We start from the raw sequence: 17,218 nt of genomic DNA on the forward strand, positions 1-17,218 counted from the left end.
AACAGTTAATTAGGCCACCATGAAACGCTACGAAAAATTCGCCGACGATATCGCAGAACTGATCCGCTCCGGCGTCCTCGGCCCCGGGCAGCGCGTGCCCTCGGTGCGCTATGCCAGTCAGACCTATGGGGTCAGCCCATCCACGGTGTTCCAGGCTTACTACCTGTTGGAGCGGCGCGGGCTGATCCGTGCACGGCCGCGCTCCGGTTATTTCGTCAATACCCATGCACCCAGCCCGTTTTCCGAGCCCGTGGTGAGCGAGCATGTGCATGAGTCCACCGAAGTCGATGTGAGCGAATTGGTGTTTTCGGTCCTCGACTCCATCAAGGACCCGAACACCGTGCCGTTCGGTTCGGCGTTTCCCAGCCCGATGCTGTTTCCGCTGCCACGCCTGGCACGCTCCCTGGCCAGCGCCAGCCGCGACATGGACCCACGCTTGGTGGTCACCGACATGTCGCCGGGTAACCCGCAGCTGCGCCGGCAGATTGCGCTGCGTTACATGGTGGGCGGCCTGATGCTGCCCATGGAAGAATTGCTGATCACCAACGGCGCGCTGGAAGCGCTGAACCTGTGCCTGCAAGCCGTCACCGAACCCGGCGACCTGGTGGCCATCGAAGGCCCGGCGTTTTATGCCTGCCTGCAAGTGCTGGAACGCCTGAAGCTCAAGGCGGTGGAGATTCCGGTGCACCCACGCGACGGCATCGACCTCAACGCCCTGGCGCAAACCCTGGAACGCTACCCGGTCAAAGCCTGCTGGACCATGACCAGCTTCCAGAACCCCATGGGCGCCACCCTGCCGGAAGCCAACAAACAGGCATTGGTGGAGCTGCTGCGCAGCCATCAAGTGCCGCTGATCGAGGACGATGTGTACGCCGAGCTGTACTACGGTCAGCACGCGCCGAAACCCGCCAAAGCCTTCGACACCGAGGGCCTGGTGATGCACTGTGGCTCCTTCGCCAAGAGCCTGGCGCCGGGCTATCGGGTGGGCTGGGTGGCGGCCGGGCGCTATGCGCAGAAGGTTGAGCGCCTGAAGCTGATGACCTCGCTGTGCCCCTCGATGCCGGCGCAAGCAGCGATTGCCGACTACCTGCAGCACGGCGGCTACGACCGGCATCTGCGCAAATTGCGCTACGCCCTGGAGGAACAGCAGAGCGCCATGCTGGCCGCCATCGCACGGTACTTTCCATCGCAGACACGGGTCAGCCAGCCGGCGGGTGGGTATTTCCTGTGGCTCGAATTACCGGAGCAGACCGATTCATTGAAGTTGTTCCAGATGGCGCTGGCGCAAGGCATCAGCATCGCGCCGGGGCCGATTTTCTCGGCGACCCAGCGCTTTCGCAACTGCATTCGGCTGAACTATGGCAGCCCGTGGACCGAGGCATCGGAAAAGGCCATGGAAACGCTGGGGCGGATTGTGCGGTCGTTTTGAGCCGGAACCGAATCAAAGCGAAGTCCCACAGAGTATGGCGTGCTTTTTGCTCTCTCTCGAAAAGGCGCCTTTCTTAGTTCGACTCTGAGGGTTCCCATGGATACATCTATAGTTTTTGGCCTGAAGCTGTTACTGGTCCCGCCCAATTACGTACGTCGCGACGAACGCCAACATATACGCGACATGAACGGCCCCATCACGCGCCCCGCCGGCGACCATCGCTCAGCCGACATGATTATCGAGCAGAGTCTTATCCTTGAAGGCTTTTACCGCAGCAACGCGCATGTCTTTGACGATCATCTGAAGGAGCAAGTCGGAGACTGGACCCACCGCAACCAGGACCCGGAGGCCAGGGCAGACGCAGCCTTCACACTGGAAAAAGTCCTGCGGTTTATCGACCATTACGGTAACAGCGAGACACGCTGGAATGCTCAGATCGACGGTTTCACAAAGTGGGAGTACTTTGACGTCGCACCGCAATCAGAGGCCAGCGTGCTCGAGCAATTTGCCTACCACGGGTGGGACGTCCTGCATGCGTTGGGAACTTGACAGCCCACGTGCTTAACGGCCACCGCCCAGGTCGACAAAGGTGCCGGTGGCATAGGAGGCCTTGTCTGACAGCAACCAGATAATCGCTTCCGCCACTTCATCCGGGCGCCCGCCACGGGCCATGGGGATGCCGGATTCAAGCTTGCTGACCCGGTCCGGGTCGCCACTCAGAGCATGGAAGTCGGTGAAAATATAGCCTGGGCGCACCGCGTTGACACGAATCCCTTCGCCCGCGACTTCTTTCGACAGGCCCAGGGTAAAGGTGTCAAGAGCCCCCTTGGAGGCGGCATAGTCGACGTATTCACCCGGCGAGCCTAGGCGGGCCGCCACCGACGATACGTTGACGATGCTGCCACCCTGCCCGCCATGCCTTGGCGACATGCGCAGCACCGCGTGCTTGGCACACAGGATCGGGCCCAGCACGTTGGTCTTGAGGATTTTGAGGATACGGAATTCGGACATCTCATCGACCCGCGACTTGTGCGCCACGGTGCCGGCGTTGTTAACCAACGCGGTCACCCGGCCCAGCTCGGCGTCCACACGATTGAACAGCGCAACCACTTCATCTTCGCTGCTGACATCCGCTCGCACCGCAATCGCCTGGGCGCCCAGGGCGCGGACTTTTTCGAGCACGCCATGGGCCGCCTCTTCATCGGACTGGTAGTTGATGCAGATGCGGTAGCCCTCGCGAGCGGCCAGCAATGCGGTATCGGCGCCAATCCCGCGACTGCCCCCGGTGATGATGACAACTTTGTCCATGCGTGCGATCTCCTGATTCAACCTGGTGTTATGGCTGGATCCCATACTAACCGTCACGCGCGATCTTTGTCAGGCGCCAGCGCGTCTTCAGTGCGCTGTATATCGGCCATAAACCCCTCGGCCGGCAGTGGATGGCCAAGCAGGTAGCCCTGCAGCGAATTACAGCCCAGCCGCGTAAGAAAACTCTGCTGCACATCGGTCTCCACGCCTTCGGCGACAATCCGCAGCCCCAGGGCCTGGCCCAGGGCAACGATGGCCGAGACGATGGCCGCGTCGTCGCTGTCATGCTCCAGGTCGCGCACAAAACCACGGTCGATCTTCAGTTCGTTGGCCGGCAGGCGCTTGAGGTACATCAGGCTGGAATAACCGGTGCCGAAGTCGTCGATTGACAGGTCAACGCCCATGTCCGACAACTGCTGAAGCACCGTCATGCTTGCATCAGCATCGCTCATGGCGGTGGTCTCGGTAATTTCCAGGGTCAGGCTGTTGGCCGGCAACTGATGACGCTCCAGCGCCGAGGCCACGCTGTTGACCAGCCCGGCATGGCAGAACTGCAAGGCCGACAGGTTCACCGCAATGCGCCAGTCTTCATACCCCTGCATATACCACAGGCGCATCTGGCGGCAGGCTTCATTCAACACCCACTCGCCAATCGGAATAATCAGCCCGGTCTTTTCCGCCAGCTCGATAAAGGTCGCCGGCAGCAGCAGGCCCTGTTGCGGGTGCTCCCAGCGCAGCAGCGCCTCGGCGCCCACCGGGATCCCGCTGAGCGCATCGAACTTGGGCTGGTAGTACAAGCGAAATTGCTCTTGTTCGACGGCATTGCGCAAGTCCTGCAGTAACTGCAACTGCTTACGCGCATTGGTGTTCATCGACACATCAAAAAAGCTATAGCCGTTCTTGCCCATGCCCTTGGCGTGGTACATCGCGGCGTCGGCGTTCATCAGCAATTCCTGGGGGTTGCCACCGTTGCCCGGGTACATGGCGATGCCGACGCTGGCGGAAATTTTCAGCTCATGCTCGGCCACCTGGAACGCACGGTTGATCAGCACTACTTGGCGCTCGGCGAGACCGAGGGCATCATCCGGCTGGGTCAGTTGCACCAGCAGCACAAACTCATCACCGCCGATGCGTGCCAGGGTGTCGTGGCTGCGCAGGTCTTCGCGCAGGCGCAGGCCGACTTCGCGCAATAACTGGTCGCCCATGTGGTGGCCAAAGGCATCGTTAATCGGCTTGAAGCCATCCAGGTCGATAAACATCAGGGCGAAGCAACCGCCCTGCTCCTTCACCGCCTGAATGGCTTGCTGGATACGGTCGGCGAGCAAGGTGCGATTGGGCAGGCCGGTGAGCATGTCATGCAGGGCCAGGTGGGTCAGTTCCTCGTTGGCCTGGCTGAGTGAGTTTGCCAACACGGCGGTGCGCGCTTCCAGGCGAGCGTCGAGCAACGAGGTCAGCAAGGCGATGGCCAGCACCGCCAGGGTCGTTACCAACACCAGGTTATCCAGGCCCTTGCCGCTCAAGCCAGTCAGCGCCGCGCCACAAAAACTCTCATCGGCAAACTGCGCCGCCGCCATGCCGGTGTAGTGCATGCCGACGATGGCAATGCCCATGACGACCGCCGCTCCGCCGCGTGCCAAGCGCACGTAGGGGGTGTTACGCCGCAGGTTGAATGCGATCCACAACGCCGCGCCGGACGCTACCACCGCGATCAGCAACGAGGCGCCAAACAAGGTTGGGTCGTAGTCGATGCCGGGCGTCATGCGCATCGCGGCCATGCCGGTGTAATGCATGCTGGCAATACCCGCGCCCATGATCAGCGCACCCAATGCCAGCTGCCAGGCGGGTAAACGGGGCTGGCTGACCAGCCATAAGGCAAAGCCGCTGGACAATACCGCGATCAATAGGGAGAGCGTAGTAATGCCCAGGTCAAACCCCAGGGCAAACGGCAGGCGCAGTGCCAACATGCCGATAAAGTGCATGGACCACACGCCCACGCCCATGGCCAACGCGCCGCCGGCTATCCACAGGTAGACCGCGCGGCCCTTGGCGGTCGCAATGCGGCCGCAGAGGTCCAGCGCGGTGTAGGAAGCGAGGATCGCGACGAACAGCGAGATCACAACCAGGGAGGGTGAGTAACTACCGATGAGCATGGGGCTTCTCGTGGGCTACGGGCGGTTTTAGCACGTGCCAGGGGTGGCAAAGCGGCGGATTGTAGCGAGAATAATTCTTGCGTACTTGATTAATTGACAGAGGGCCATCATGGGGATTTTGGCGTCAATTGGATGGCTTCTTTTGCGGGGGCTGGGGTTGGTGGGGGTATGGGGCATATCCGTTTTTTAGGTAATGGCTGGTATTGGTTCCGCTCTTACAGCGGGTCACTTTGGAAAAGAGCCCCAAAGTAACCAAAGGGCTCTTGCCCCAACACTCGGCACCTCGCTCTGGCTCGGTGTGCCCGCACGCAGACTTGAATCCGTGGGCCGCCGCGATGGGCCATCCTTGGCCCAGCGCGGCTAACCCGGCGTCCTGCCGGGTTACCCACGGATTCAAGCCTGCGTGCGGCCAGCGTGTTTTACGGGGCGCCAAGGATCAAGATCAAGATCAAAAGCGCAAAGATCGCTGACTTCGTCAGCGCAAAGGATGTAAGGGCCAGATCAAAAACAAAGCAAAGCACGGCGGCCTGACAGCCGACCTCGATCAAATGTGGGGGCTGGCTTGCCTGCGATGCAGACACCTCGGTCTGTCAGGCACACCGAGTTGATGCTTTCGCAGGCAAGCCAGCTCCCACAGAAAAGCCCACCCCACTGCACACGCCGAACCGCTCTTGATCCAACCACTCAGGTCGGCTACTAGGCCGCCGTGCTCTGCTTTTGACTTTGATCTGAGACGCCCCGTCAATCACGATGGCCGAACGCAGGCTTGAATCCGTGGGCAACCCGGCAGGACGCCGGGTTAGCCGCGCTGGGCCAAGGATGGCCCATCGCGGCGGCCCACGGATTCAAGCCGGAGTGAGGGCACACCGAGCCGGAGGCGAGGTGCCGAGTGATGGGGCAAAGCGTTTTTGGTTACTTTTGGCGCTCTTCCAAAAGTGACCCGCTGTAAGAGCGGAACCATAAGCAGCCGTTGCCGCAGCAACGGATATGTACTCAAGGTATCCAATCAATCCCCCTCAGCAATAGCCGTCACCCCATCCCACCCCCGCCCAGCGCAGCAATCAACTGCACACTCGCCACCAACCGCGTCTGCAGCAACGTCAACACCGTCCGTTCATTACTCAAGGCGGTCGCCTGCACCGTCACCACATCCAGATAAGCAATCAACCCCGCCTTGTACTGATTCTGAGTCAACCGCAACGACTCACGCGCCGCCTCCAAGGCTTCATTGCTAACCACCGCCTCGTCCTCCAGCACCTTAAGCTGCACCATGTAGTTTTCCACCTCACGGAAACCGTCCAGCACCGTCTGGCGATACTTCGCCACAGTTTCGTCATAGGACGCCACAGTGCGATCCACCTCCGCCGAACGCTGCCCACCGTCAAACAGCGTCATGGCCAACTTCGGCCCCACCGACCAAAAACGGTTCGGCAAGCTGATCCAGTCCGCATAGGTGCTGCTGGAATAACCACCGGCCAGGCTCAAGCTCAGATCTGGGTAGTAGGCGGCCTTGGCTACACCGATATTGGCGTTGGCGGCAATCACCGACCGTTCAGCCGAAGCAATATCCGGACGGCGCTCGAGCAGTTGCGACGGCAGGCTCACCGGAATCTGCGGCAGCGCCGGAATGTCCTTGCTCACCGCCAAATTGAAGTTGGCCGGCGCCTCACCGATCAACACGGCAATCGCATTTTCCAGCTGGGCGCGCTGCCAGATCAGGTCGATCAGGCTGGCCTGGGTGGTCTTTAGCTGAGTTTGCGCCTGGGCCACCGCGTCCTTGCCGGACACGCCGGCCCGGTATTGGTTTTCGGTCATCTGCAGGGAGCGCTGATAGGTCTCCAGGGTGGCCTGCAGCAAACGCGTCTGCTCATCCATGACCCGCAGTTGCAAGTAGCTCTGCACCAGTTCCGACTGCTGGCTCAGGCGCATCGCCGCCAGGTCGGCGGCGCTGGCTTCGGCGCTGGCCTCGTTGGCTTCCAGGCCACGGCGCAGTTTGCCCCAGATATCCGCCTCCCAACTCACGCCCAACTGTGCGTTAAGGGTGTCGCGGATACCGCTGCTGGAACTGCTGAGGCTGGCGCTGCTGCTGCCGGTACCTTGGCTGGCACGGGTTTTCCCGGCGCTCAGGTCGACGGTGGGGTAAAACGCCCCGCGCGAACTTCGCACCAGCGCCTGCGCCTGGCGAAAGCGCGCTTCGGCCTGGGCCACGGTCTGGTTGGAGCTGTTAAGGCGCGTGACCAGCTCATTGAGCTGGCGATCACCGTACAACTCCCACCAGGCACCCCGGGCGAGTGAATCGCTCGGCGTGGCTTGGCGCCAGCCCTGAGCTTCCTTGAATTGCGCCGGCTCGATGACTTCCGGGCGTTTGTAGTCCGGGCCGACGGCGCAGGCGCTGAGCAGTGCGCCGCAGAGCATCGTCAGTAACAGTTTCGCCGCCTTATTATGGCGAGGGCGCGGGCTCTCGCTGGAGGGCGAAGCACTTCCGGGCTGTTTGGGGGCTACTGCGTAGCCCAGCGGGGCAAGCCCCTCGCCACAGTAAACGCCCTTGCCACAGCAAGCTCACTCGCCACAGGAAACCGGTGCCTACAGGGGCGTTGATTGAATCGGTCATAGCGCAGTGTCCAGGGCAGCATCGGTACGCACGCCGCGCCAGGCGTTGAAACGGTGGCGCGCGCGGTCGAGATAAAGGTAAACCACCGGGGTGGTGTAGAGGGTCAGGATCTGGCTGAACACCAGGCCGCCAATGATGGTCAGGCCCAGGGGATGGCGCATTTCCGCGCCATCGCCAGTGCCAAGCAGCAAGGGCAGCGCACCGAGGATGGCCGCCAGGGTGGTCATCAGGATCGGCCGCAAACGCAGCAGGCAAGCGCTGCGAATCGACTCCAGCGGGCCCATGCCGTCGTTGCGCTCCAGCTGCAAGGCCAGGTCGATCATCAGGATCGCGTTCTTCTTCACCACGCCAATCAGCAGGAACAGCCCCAGCAAGGAAATAAGGCTGAACTCCCCCCCCGTTAGGTAGATGGCGAGCATGGCGCCGACCCCGGCCGAGGGCAGGGTCGAAAGAATCGTCAGCGGGTGAATATAGCTTTCATACAAAATCCCCAACACCAGGTACACCGCCACCAGTGCGCCGAGGATCATGAACGGCTGACCCTTCTGCGTCGCCGCAAAGGCATCGGCGGTGCCGGCCATCTTGGCGATCACGTCTTCGGGCAAGCCGACCTTGGCAATCGCCCGCTCGATGGCGGCCGTGCCCTGCTCCACCGTCACGCCGGGGGACAGGTCGAAGGCGATGTTTTCCGAGGCAAATTGGCCTTCATGGCTGACGCGATCATCCGCCAGGCTGTTCTCATAGTGGGCAATGGTCGACAACGGCACCCGCGCACCGGTGGACGTGATCACCTGCATCTGGTTGAGGGTGATCGGGTCCTGGGCGTATTTGGGGTTGACCTCCATCACCACCTGGTACTGGTTGAGGCTGTCGTAGATCGTGGAGATCTGCCGCTGGCTGTAGGCGTTGTTGAGCACCGCCGTGACCATGTCCATGTCGATACCCAGGCGCTTGGCCTGGTCACGGTCGACAATCAGCGTGACCTGGGCCGCGCCACGGCCTTCGCGGGCGTCGATAGCGGTCAGTTCCGGCAGCTCGCGCAACGCGGCCACGACTTTCGGGTACCACAGGCGCAATGCGGCCAGATCACCACTTTGCAGGATGTAGGAATACTGCGCGCTGGTCTGGTCACGGCTGCCGCCGAATTGCAGGTCCTGGTCGGCCATCAAAAACAAACGACCGCCCGGCACCAGCGGCACATCCTTGCGCAGACGCTCGATCACCGCTTGCGCCGATATCTTGCGTTCGCTGATGGGTTTGAGGCGCACCAGCATCACCGCGTTATTGGTGCCGTTGTTGCCGCCGATAAAGCCAGCCACGCTGAGCACCGCCGGGTCTTTGAGCACCGCCTTGCGGAAGGTTTCCATCTTGGGCTGCATCACACTGAAGGACAGCCCGTCATCGCCGCGCACAAAACCGATCAATTGACCGGTGTCCTGCTGCGGCATAAAGGTTTTCGGCACCACCACATACAACGCTACGTTTACGCCGATGGTCAGCAACAGGCTGAGCAGCGTCAGGCGACGGTGGCGCAGCACCCAATCCAGGCTGGTGGCATAGCCGGCCACCATGCGGTCGTTGATCTTCTGGCTCCAGCGCTGCAGGCCGGTCATTTGCCCTTTGACATGCGGCTTGAGCCAACGCGCGCACAGCATTGGGGTCAACGTCAGCGACACGATCAGCGACACAATGATCGCCGCCGACAAGGTGATCGAAAACTCGCGGAACAGGTTAGTGACAATCCCGCCCATAAACAGGATGGAGAGGAACACCGCCACCAGCGACACGTTCATCGACAGCAAGGTAAAGCCGACTTCCTGGGCGCCCAGGTACGCCGCCCTCATCGGCGGCACGCCTTCGTCGATATGCCGGGAAATGTTCTCCAGCACCACGATGGCATCGTCCACCACCAGGCCGGTGGCGAGGATCAGCGCCATCAGCGAGAAGTTATTCAACGAAAACCCGTACAGGTACATGATCGCGAACGTGCCCACCAGCGACACCGGCACCGCCAGGGTCGGAATCAGCGAAGCACGGAAGTTACCGAGAAACAGGTACACCACCAGAATCACCAGCCCCACCGCGATCAGCAGGGTCATTTCCGCTTCATGCAAGGTGGCGGTGATCACCGGTGAGCGGTCCATGGCCAGGCTGAGCTTGACACTGGACGGCAACACGGCCTGCAACGCCGGCAACTGCGCCTTGATCTGCTTCACGGTTTCGATGATGTTGGCGCCGGACTGGCGGTTGATCACCAACAGCACCGCCGAATCATTGTTGAAGAAACCGCTGTTGTAGCGGTCTTCCACGCCGTCACTGATTTTGGCTACATCGCCCAGGCGCAACGCCGCGCCGTTCTGGTAGCGAATCAGCAGCGGCTCGTAGTCCTTGGCCTTTTCCAGCTGGTCGTTGGCCTGAATCTGCCAGTTGCGTTCGCTGTCTTCCAGCGAGCCCTTTGGCCGGCGCTGGTTGGCATTGGCGATGGTGTTGCGCACATCGTCCAACGCCACCCCGTACTGGTCGAGGGCCTTCGGTTCCAGCTCAATGCGCACCGCAGGCAGGGAGCTGCCGCCGATCTGCACTTCGCCCACGCCCGGCACCTGGGACAGGCTTTGCGAGAGGATAGTCGAGGCCAGGTCGTACAGCTGGCCCTTTTGCAACACGTCCGAGGTCAGCGACAGCACCATGATCGGCGCCTGGGACGGGTTGATCTTTTTGTAGGTGGGCATGCTGCGCATGCCGCTGGGCAGCAGGTTGCGCGACGCATTGATGGCCGCCTGCACTTCCCGCGCCGCGCCGTTGATATCCCGGCCGGAATCGAACGCCAGGATCACCCGTGTAGAACCCTGGCTCGAGGAACTGCTCATGGTGGTGATGCCGGAAATCGCGCCGAACGAGCGTTCCAGCGGCGTCGCCACCGTGGACGCCATCACCTCGGGGCTGGCGCCGGGCAAGCTGGCCGACACCACGATCACCGGGAAGTCGATCTGCGGCAACGGCGACACCGGCAGCAGGTTGAAGCTCACGCCACCCAGCAGCATGATCGCCAGGCTCAGCAGCATGGTGGCTACCGGCCGGCGAATAAACGGTCCGGACAGGTTCATGACTCAACCGGCTCCAGGCTTTGCGGCTCTTTGCGCCAGCGACGGCCGAGGCGATCAAAATACAGGTAGATCACCGGTGTGGTGAACAGGGTCAGCACCTGGCTCACCAGCAAGCCGCCGACCATCACCAAACCCAGGGGCTGGCGCAATTCCGCGCCGGAACCGGTAGCCAGCATCAGCGGCACCGCACCGAACAACGCGGCCAGGGTCGTCATCAGGATCGGCCGGAAACGCAGCAGCGCCGCCTGATAGATCGCGGTCTGCGGGTCCAGGCCCTGGTTGCGTTCGGCGTCGAGGGCGAAGTCGATCATCATGATCGCGTTCTTTTTCACGATACCGATCAGCAAAATGATGCCGATGATCGCGATCATGCCCAAGTCATTGCCACTGAGCAGCAGGGCCAGCAAGGCCCCTACCGCTGCCGACGGCAAGGTCGAGAGAATGGTGATCGGGTGGATATAGCTCTCGTAGAGCACCCCCAGCACGATGTACATGGTGACCACCGCCGCCAGGATCAGCAGCAGGGTGCTCGACAGCGACGCCTCGAACGCCTGGGCCGCGCCCTGGAACTGCGTCTGCACGCCCACCGGCATGCCGATGTCTTTCTGCGCCTGGTTGATCAGCTCCACGCCTTTACCCAGCGCAACGCCGGGCGCCAGGTTGAACGACATCATTACCGCCGGGAACTGGCCGATATGCGCAATCGCCAGCTGGGCCTGGCGTTGTTCCACATGGGCCAGGCTCGACAGGCGCACCTGGCCGCCGTCGGTGGTTTTTACATGGATCTGGTTCAACGCCGCCGGGCCCAGGGTTTCACCGGATTGCGCCTGCAACACCACGCGGTACTGGCTGGCCTGGGTGTAGATGGTGGAAATCTGACGCTGGCCGAAGGCGTCGTACAGCGCGTCGGTGATGGTCGACACGCTCACCCCCAGGCGCGAAGCCGCATCGCGGTCGATCACCAGGTACACCTGCAGGCCCTTGTCCTGCAGGTCGCTGGCCACATCGGTGAGTTCCGGCATCTGGCTCAGGGTGTGCACCAGCTTGTCGCTCCACAGCGCCAACAGGTCGGCATCGGGCGAAGACATGCTGAATTGGTACTGGGTACGGCTGACGCGGTCCTCGATGGTCAGGTCCTGCACCGGCTGCATAAACAGGCGAATGCCCACCAGCTTGTCGATTTCCGGTTGCAGCCGAGTGATCACCTGGGCCGCGCTCAGATCGCGCAGGCCGTGGGGTTTGAGGTTGATCAGCAAACGACCGCTGTTGAGCGTGGCGTTGTCGCCATCCACACCGATATACGACGACAGGCTTTCCACCGCTGGGTCAGCCAGGATGATCTTGGCCAGGTCCTGCTGGCGCTGGCTCATCGCCGCAAAGGAAATCGACTGCGGCGCTTCGGAAATACCCTGGATCACCCCGGTGTCCTGCACCGGGAAGAAGCCCTTGGGCACCACCATGTACAGGAACACTGTGAGGCCCAGGGTCGCGACAGCCACCAGCAGGGTCAGCGGCTGGTGCTTGAGCACCCACTGCAATTTGCGCCCGTAGGCTTCGATCAGCCAGTCGATCCAGGCGCCGCTGGCCTTGTAGAAACGGCTTTGCTCCTCTTCCTTCGGTTCGCGCTTGAGCAAGCGTGCGCACATCATCGGCGTGAGGGTCAGGGACACCACCAACGAAATCAGGATCGCCACCGCCAGGGTGATGGCAAACTCGCGGAACAGCCGCCCCACTACATCAGCCATGAACAGCAGCGGGATCAGTACGGCGATCAGCGACAGGGTCAGGGAAATCAGGGTAAAACCGATTTGCTTGGCGCCCTTCAGCGCCGCCGCCAGCGGTGTCTCGCCTTCTTCGATATAACGCGAGATGTTTTCCAGCATCACGATGGCATCGTCCACCACAAAGCCGGTCGCGATGGTCAGGGCCATCAGCGTCAGGTTATTGATTGAGAAACCCGCCAGGTACATCACGCCAAAGGTGCCAACCAGCGACAACGGCACGGCAATCGACGGAATAAGCGTGGCGCTGACCCGGCGCAGAAACAGGAACGTCACCATCACCACCAGCGCGATGGCGATCAACAATTCATGTTGCACATCGGTAACCGACGCACGGATGGTCTGGGTACGGTCGGTCAGCACGGTTACGTCGAGGCCGGCCGGCAGGTTGTCGGTGATACTCGGCAGCAACGCCTTGATACGGTCGACCACCTCAATCACGTTGGCACCCGGCTGGCGCTGGATATTCAGCAGCACGGCCTGGTTTTCATTGGCCCAGGCGGCAAGGCGTTCGTTTTCGGCGCCATCGACGATCTGTGCCACATCCTTGAGGCGCAACGGCGCGCCGTTGTTGTAGGCAAGGATCAACTCGGCATATTGCTGGGGCGAGACCAACTGGTCGTTGGCGTCGAGCATCGACACCCGGGTCGGGCCGTCGAAGTTGCCCTTGGGCTGGTTGACGTTGGACGCGGCGATCAGCGTGCGCACGTCCGACAGGTTCAAGCCATTGGCCGCCAGGGCTTCGGGGTTGACCTTGATGCGCACGGCCTGGCGCTGGCCACCGGCGATGCTGACCATGCCGACGCCGCTGATCTGCGCAATTTTTTGCGCCATGCGCGTATCCACCAAGTCATTGAGCTTGGGCAGCAACATGGTCTTGGAGGTGATGGCCAGGGTCAGCACCGGAGTGTCCGCCGGGTTGACCTTGTTGTATACCGGCGGCGCCGGCAAATCCTTGGGCAACAGGTTGGTGGCGGCGTTGATTGCGGCCTGCACCTGTTGCTCGGCGACATCCATATTGATGTCGAGGTTAAACCGCAGGGTCAGCACCGACGCGCCGCCGGAGCTGGTGGACGCCATCTGCGTGAGGCCGGGCATTTGCCCGAATTGGCGCTCCAGCGGTGCGGTGACCGCACTGGTCATTACGTCGGGGCTGGCGCCGGGGTACAGGGTCATGACCCGGATGGTCGGGTAGTCCACCTGGGGCAAGGCGGACACCGGCAGCAGGCGGTAGGAAATAATCCCGGCCAACACAATCGCCAGCATGCTCAGCGTGGTGGCGACCGGGCGAAGGATAAACAGCCGCGAGAGGTTCATGAACCGACCTTTTGCGCCTTGCCGGCGGTGGTACCGGTCTCCCCTTTAGCCGCCGGCTTGCCCTGCAGGTGCTCGGTCGGGGTGGTCGGCACTTCGCTGCTGTCGTTGACCACTTCGATTTCGCTGCCGTCCTTGAGGCGGTCGGTGCCTTCCAGCACCACACGGTCGCCGGCCTTGAGGCCCTCTTTGATCACCGTGTTGTCGCCATCGGTATCGCCGACCACCAGGGGCTGGACCTTGACCTTCTTGTCGCCGTCGAGCACGTAGACGAAGGTGCCGGTGTTGCCGAACTGAATCGCGGCCGATGGCGCCAGTACCACGTTATGCAGGGTATCGGCCAGCAGGTGCACATTGACGAACTGGTTGGGGAACAGCGCCTGGTCCTTGTTATCGAAACGCGCCTTGAATTTCAGGGTGCCAGTGGTGACGTCGATCTGGTTATCCAGGCTTTGCAGCACGCCGGTGGCCTGCTGCTTCACGTCGCCACGGTCCCAGGCTTCCACGGGCAATTTATTGCCGGCGTGGTAGCGGGCGAGGACGGTTTCCAGGGTGTTTTCCGGCAGCGTAAAAGCCACGCTGATCGGCTGGGTCTGAGTGATCACGGCCAGGAACGTGGTGTCATTGGCCGCCACCAGGTTGCCCACGTCCACTTGGCGCAAGCCGACGCGGCCGCTGATTGGAGCGCGGATCCTGGTGAATTCGAGGTTGAGCTTGGCGTCGTCCACCGCGCCCTGGTTGGTCTTGACCGTGCCTTGGTATTGCAGCACCAGCGCTTCGGCGGTGTCCAGGGTCTGCTTGGCAATACTGTCCTGAGCGTACAGGCCGCGATAGCGCTCGACGTCGACCTGGGCGTTTTTCAGTTGCGCCTGGTTCTGCATCAGCGTGCCCTGTGCCTGGAGCAAGGCGTTCTGGTAGCTGCGCGGGTCGATCTCGGCCAGCAAGTCTCCGGCCTTGACCATCTGCCCTTCTTCAAAGGCGATTTTCACCAGCTCACCGCCCACCCGGCTGCGTACGTTAATGGTGTTGAGCGCAGTCACCGTGCCCAATGCCTTGTAGTACACCGGGAACTCCCCCAGCACTGCCGGTGCCACGCGCACCGGAATCGGCCCGGTGGAACCGCCGAAGCCCGGGCGCATCATCCCCGACTTGCCGGCATGCCCGGCGGGCTTCTGTGCGGCGCCATCCTTTTGGCTGCCGGGCCAGAATTTCCAGCACAGGGCGGCGATAACCAGCAGCACAAGCAGGCCGAACAGCCAGCGGCGGGACTTACGGGGGGAGGATTGCATGGAGTGATCAACCATTGGGCGCGAGAGCTTCTTCTTTGGGAGGCTGAAAGATAAGCACTGGAGCGCATTAAGAAAAGCGCCTTTACCGGCTATTTACCTTGGGCTTACAACTTTTAACTTCTGACCTTAGTCCGTTGCCTATTTCGCTAAGCATCTGAAGCACAAATAAAAACGGCCTGGACTAGGCCAGGCCGCAATCATGCATCAAGCGTGTTACTGCAAAACGACAGTAACGTACCGAAACAGTTACTTCAAAACAGCCAGGGCTGCTTCATAGTTCGGTTCCTGGCCGATTTCCGGAACCAGTTCGCTGTGCAGCACGTTATCGTTTTCATCCAGCACCACAACGGCACGGGCAGTCAGGGCGCGCAGTGGGCCGTCGGTAATCGAAACGCCGTAGTCCACGGCGAACGCCGGGCTGCGGAAATCCGACAGGCTCAGCACGTTATCCAGGCCTTCGGTGCCGCAGAAGCGCTTCTGGGCAAATGGCAGGTCGGACGAGATGCACAGCACCACCGTGTTGCTCAGCTCGTTGGCCTGGGCGTTGAACTTGCGTACCGAAGTGGCGCAGGTCGGGGGTGTCGACGCTTGGGAAGATGTTCAACACTTTGCGCTTGCCGGCAAAGGTAGCCAGGGTGGCGTCGGACAGATCGCCGGCGGTCAGGGTGAACTCAGGCGCCAGGGTACCGGCTTGCGGCAGATCGCCTTCAACCTGGACAGGGTTACCACGGAGGGTGACTTGAGCCATGAACAGAATCCTTATGCTGGGTTTGATTAAACGAATTCGAGAGGCGGAAGTTAACCACAAAGTGAGGGAGCTACCTACCGCCAGACGCAAATTGTCATGACGCCAGGTTGTGGTTTAATTGCGCGCTTTGCGCCCGCCCTTGAAGGAAGCCGTTGTTGATGAATCAGCCCGCCACCAAAGTCCTGGTTATTGGTTATGTCTGGCCGGAGCCCCGTTCCTCGGCCGCCGGCGGGCATATGATGCAGATTCTCGAGAGCTTTCTTACGCAAGGTTGGGACATTACCTTCAGCAGCCCAGCCACTGTCGGCGAACACAAGGCCGACCTGCCCGCGCTGGGCATCACCGAATGCGCCATCGAGCTCAATAGCAGCAGTTTCGATGATTTTGTCCGCGAGTTGGCCCCGGATATCGTGCTGTTCGACCGCTTCATGATGGAGGAACAATTCGGCTGGCGCGTAGAAAAATGCTGCCCCGACGCCTTGCGGGTGCTGGAAACCTCCGACCTGCAAAGCCTGCGGGACGCCCGTCAGCAACGTTTGAAGGAGCACCTGAAGGCCCAGCCCGACGGCGATGATTTCTCCGCGCTCTTCACCGCCGACCTGCAGTACGAATTTCAACTGATGGCCGACACCGACCTGGCCAAGCGCGAGATCGCCGCGATTTACCGCTGTGATATCAGCCTGATGATCTCCGACGTGGAAATCCGCCTGCTCACCGAGTACTTCAAAGTACCCGCGGCCCTGCTGCACTGGTGCCCGCTGATGCTGCAGCCGCCGACCGAGGCCTTTGCGCCGTTTGAAGACCGCGCACACTTTCTCAGCATCGGTAACTTCCGCCACGCGCCCAACTGGGATGCGGTGCTCTGGATGAAAAACCGTCTGTGGCCGCTGATCCGCCAGCAATTGCCGGGCGCTCAGCTGCATATCTACGGGGCCTACACCCCGCCCAAGGCCACCGCCCTGCACAACCCGGCGCAGGGTTTTCATGTGATGAACTGGGCTGAGGATGCCCTGCAGGTGATGACGGCTGCGCGTATCTGCCTGGCGCCATTGCGCTTTGGCGCCGGCATCAAGGGCAAGCTGGCGGATGCGATGCTCTGCGGCACGCCCAACATCACCACGCCGATCGGCGCCGAAGCCATGGGCGATGAGCACCCTTGGCCCGGCGCTATCGGGCAGAGCGCCGAGGCGCTGGCCACTGCCGCCGTCAGCCTGTACCAGGACCGCGCACGCTGGACCGAAGCCCAGGAACTCGGCCGTCAGCTCCTGGCCCGCCGCTATGACCAGAACCTCCACGGGTCGGCCCTGGTGGCATGCCTGGAACACTGCCGCAGCCGCCTCGGCGCCCATCGCCGGGATAACTTCACCGGCAGCATGCTGCGTCACCATGCCCATAAAAGTACGCAGTACATGTCCCAGTGGATCGAGGCGAAAAACCGCACCGTGTAAACACCGAGGCTGGCGAGGTAGCGCGCAAGGGGGCAT

The 17,218-nt window shown here is 61.7% G+C and carries 9 protein-coding genes and 1 pseudogene; 3 read left to right on the plus strand and 7 right to left on the minus strand.

The annotated features are described in order from the left end of the window. The first annotated feature begins 19 nt into the window (after positions 1-19). A complete protein-coding gene (gene mapR / locus LRS56_12855) occupies positions 20-1,429 on the plus strand; it encodes a GntR family transcriptional regulator MpaR (GenBank protein ID WDU65257.1) in 1,410 nt (469 codons plus the stop codon). Between the two features lie 96 nt (positions 1,430-1,525). Then, on the plus strand, positions 1,526-1,978 hold the full coding sequence (locus LRS56_12860) for a hypothetical protein (protein ID WDU65258.1): 453 nt from the start codon (positions 1,526-1,528) through the stop codon (positions 1,976-1,978). Between the two features lie 12 nt (positions 1,979-1,990). On the opposite strand, the gene LRS56_12865 is transcribed toward LRS56_12860, so the two are convergent. The 7 genes and pseudogenes from LRS56_12865 to tpx form a co-directional block, all read right to left on the minus strand. Then, on the minus strand, positions 1,991-2,737 hold the full coding sequence (locus LRS56_12865) for an SDR family oxidoreductase (GenBank protein WDU65259.1): 747 nt from the start codon (positions 2,735-2,737) through the stop codon (positions 1,991-1,993). A gap of 53 nt (positions 2,738-2,790) precedes the next feature. After that, positions 2,791-4,887, minus strand: a complete 2,097-nt coding sequence (locus LRS56_12870) for an EAL domain-containing protein (GenBank protein ID WDU65260.1) — start codon at positions 4,885-4,887, stop codon at positions 2,791-2,793. Between the two features lie 1,029 nt (positions 4,888-5,916). Then, the gene (locus LRS56_12875; GenBank protein WDU65261.1) at positions 5,917-7,302 is read right to left on the minus strand and encodes an efflux transporter outer membrane subunit; all 1,386 of its coding nucleotides are present in this window, start codon (positions 7,300-7,302) and stop codon (positions 5,917-5,919) included. Positions 7,303-7,494: 192 nt separating this feature from the next. Next, positions 7,495-10,602, minus strand: a complete 3,108-nt coding sequence (locus LRS56_12880; protein WDU65262.1) for an efflux RND transporter permease subunit — start codon at positions 10,600-10,602, stop codon at positions 7,495-7,497. Continuing rightward, entirely contained in the window at positions 10,599-13,700 is a 3,102-nt protein-coding gene (locus tag LRS56_12885; GenBank protein WDU65263.1) for an MdtB/MuxB family multidrug efflux RND transporter permease subunit, read from the minus strand. The genes LRS56_12880 and LRS56_12885 overlap by 4 nt, the downstream gene beginning before the upstream one ends. After that, positions 13,697-15,001: an MdtA/MuxA family multidrug efflux RND transporter periplasmic adaptor subunit gene (locus LRS56_12890; protein ID WDU65264.1), complete on the minus strand. Its 1,305-nt coding sequence runs from the start codon at positions 14,999-15,001 to the stop codon at positions 13,697-13,699. The genes LRS56_12885 and LRS56_12890 overlap by 4 nt, the downstream gene beginning before the upstream one ends. Positions 15,002-15,232: 231 nt before the next feature. Beyond that, positions 15,233-15,734, minus strand: a pseudogene (tpx, locus tag LRS56_12895) (thiol peroxidase). Positions 15,735-15,892: 158 nt separating this feature from the next. Between tpx and LRS56_12900 the strand changes: the two are divergent. Next, a complete protein-coding gene (locus LRS56_12900) occupies positions 15,893-17,182 on the plus strand; it encodes a glycosyltransferase (GenBank protein WDU65265.1) in 1,290 nt (429 codons plus the stop codon). Positions 17,183-17,218 lie beyond the last annotated feature (36 nt).

It is taken from the genome of Pseudomonas poae, assembly GCA_028869255.1.
Lineage (GTDB): Bacteria > Pseudomonadota > Gammaproteobacteria > Pseudomonadales > Pseudomonadaceae > Aquipseudomonas > Aquipseudomonas poae_C.

What these genes read in the sequence shown, in the direction of transcription:
- LRS56_12900 (WDU65265.1), top strand. Translation starts at nt 15,893, where the DNA reads ATGAATCAGCCCGCCACCAAAGTCCTGGTTATTGGTTATGTCTGGCCG.
- LRS56_12860 (WDU65258.1), top strand. Translation starts at nt 1,526, where the DNA reads ATGGATACATCTATAGTTTTTGGCCTGAAGCTGTTACTGGTCCCGCCC.
- LRS56_12890 (WDU65264.1), bottom strand. Translation starts at nt 15,001, where the DNA reads ATGGTTGATCACTCCATGCAATCCTCCCCCCGTAAGTCCCGCCGCTGG.
- LRS56_12880 (WDU65262.1), bottom strand. Translation starts at nt 10,602, where the DNA reads ATGAACCTGTCCGGACCGTTTATTCGCCGGCCGGTAGCCACCATGCTG.
- mapR (WDU65257.1), top strand. Translation starts at nt 20, where the DNA reads ATGAAACGCTACGAAAAATTCGCCGACGATATCGCAGAACTGATCCGC.
- LRS56_12875 (WDU65261.1), bottom strand. Translation starts at nt 7,302, where the DNA reads ATGCTCTGCGGCGCACTGCTCAGCGCCTGCGCCGTCGGCCCGGACTAC.
- LRS56_12885 (WDU65263.1), bottom strand. Translation starts at nt 13,700, where the DNA reads ATGAACCTCTCGCGGCTGTTTATCCTTCGCCCGGTCGCCACCACGCTG.
- LRS56_12870 (WDU65260.1), bottom strand. Translation starts at nt 4,887, where the DNA reads ATGCTCATCGGTAGTTACTCACCCTCCCTGGTTGTGATCTCGCTGTTC.
- LRS56_12865 (WDU65259.1), bottom strand. Translation starts at nt 2,737, where the DNA reads ATGGACAAAGTTGTCATCATCACCGGGGGCAGTCGCGGGATTGGCGCC.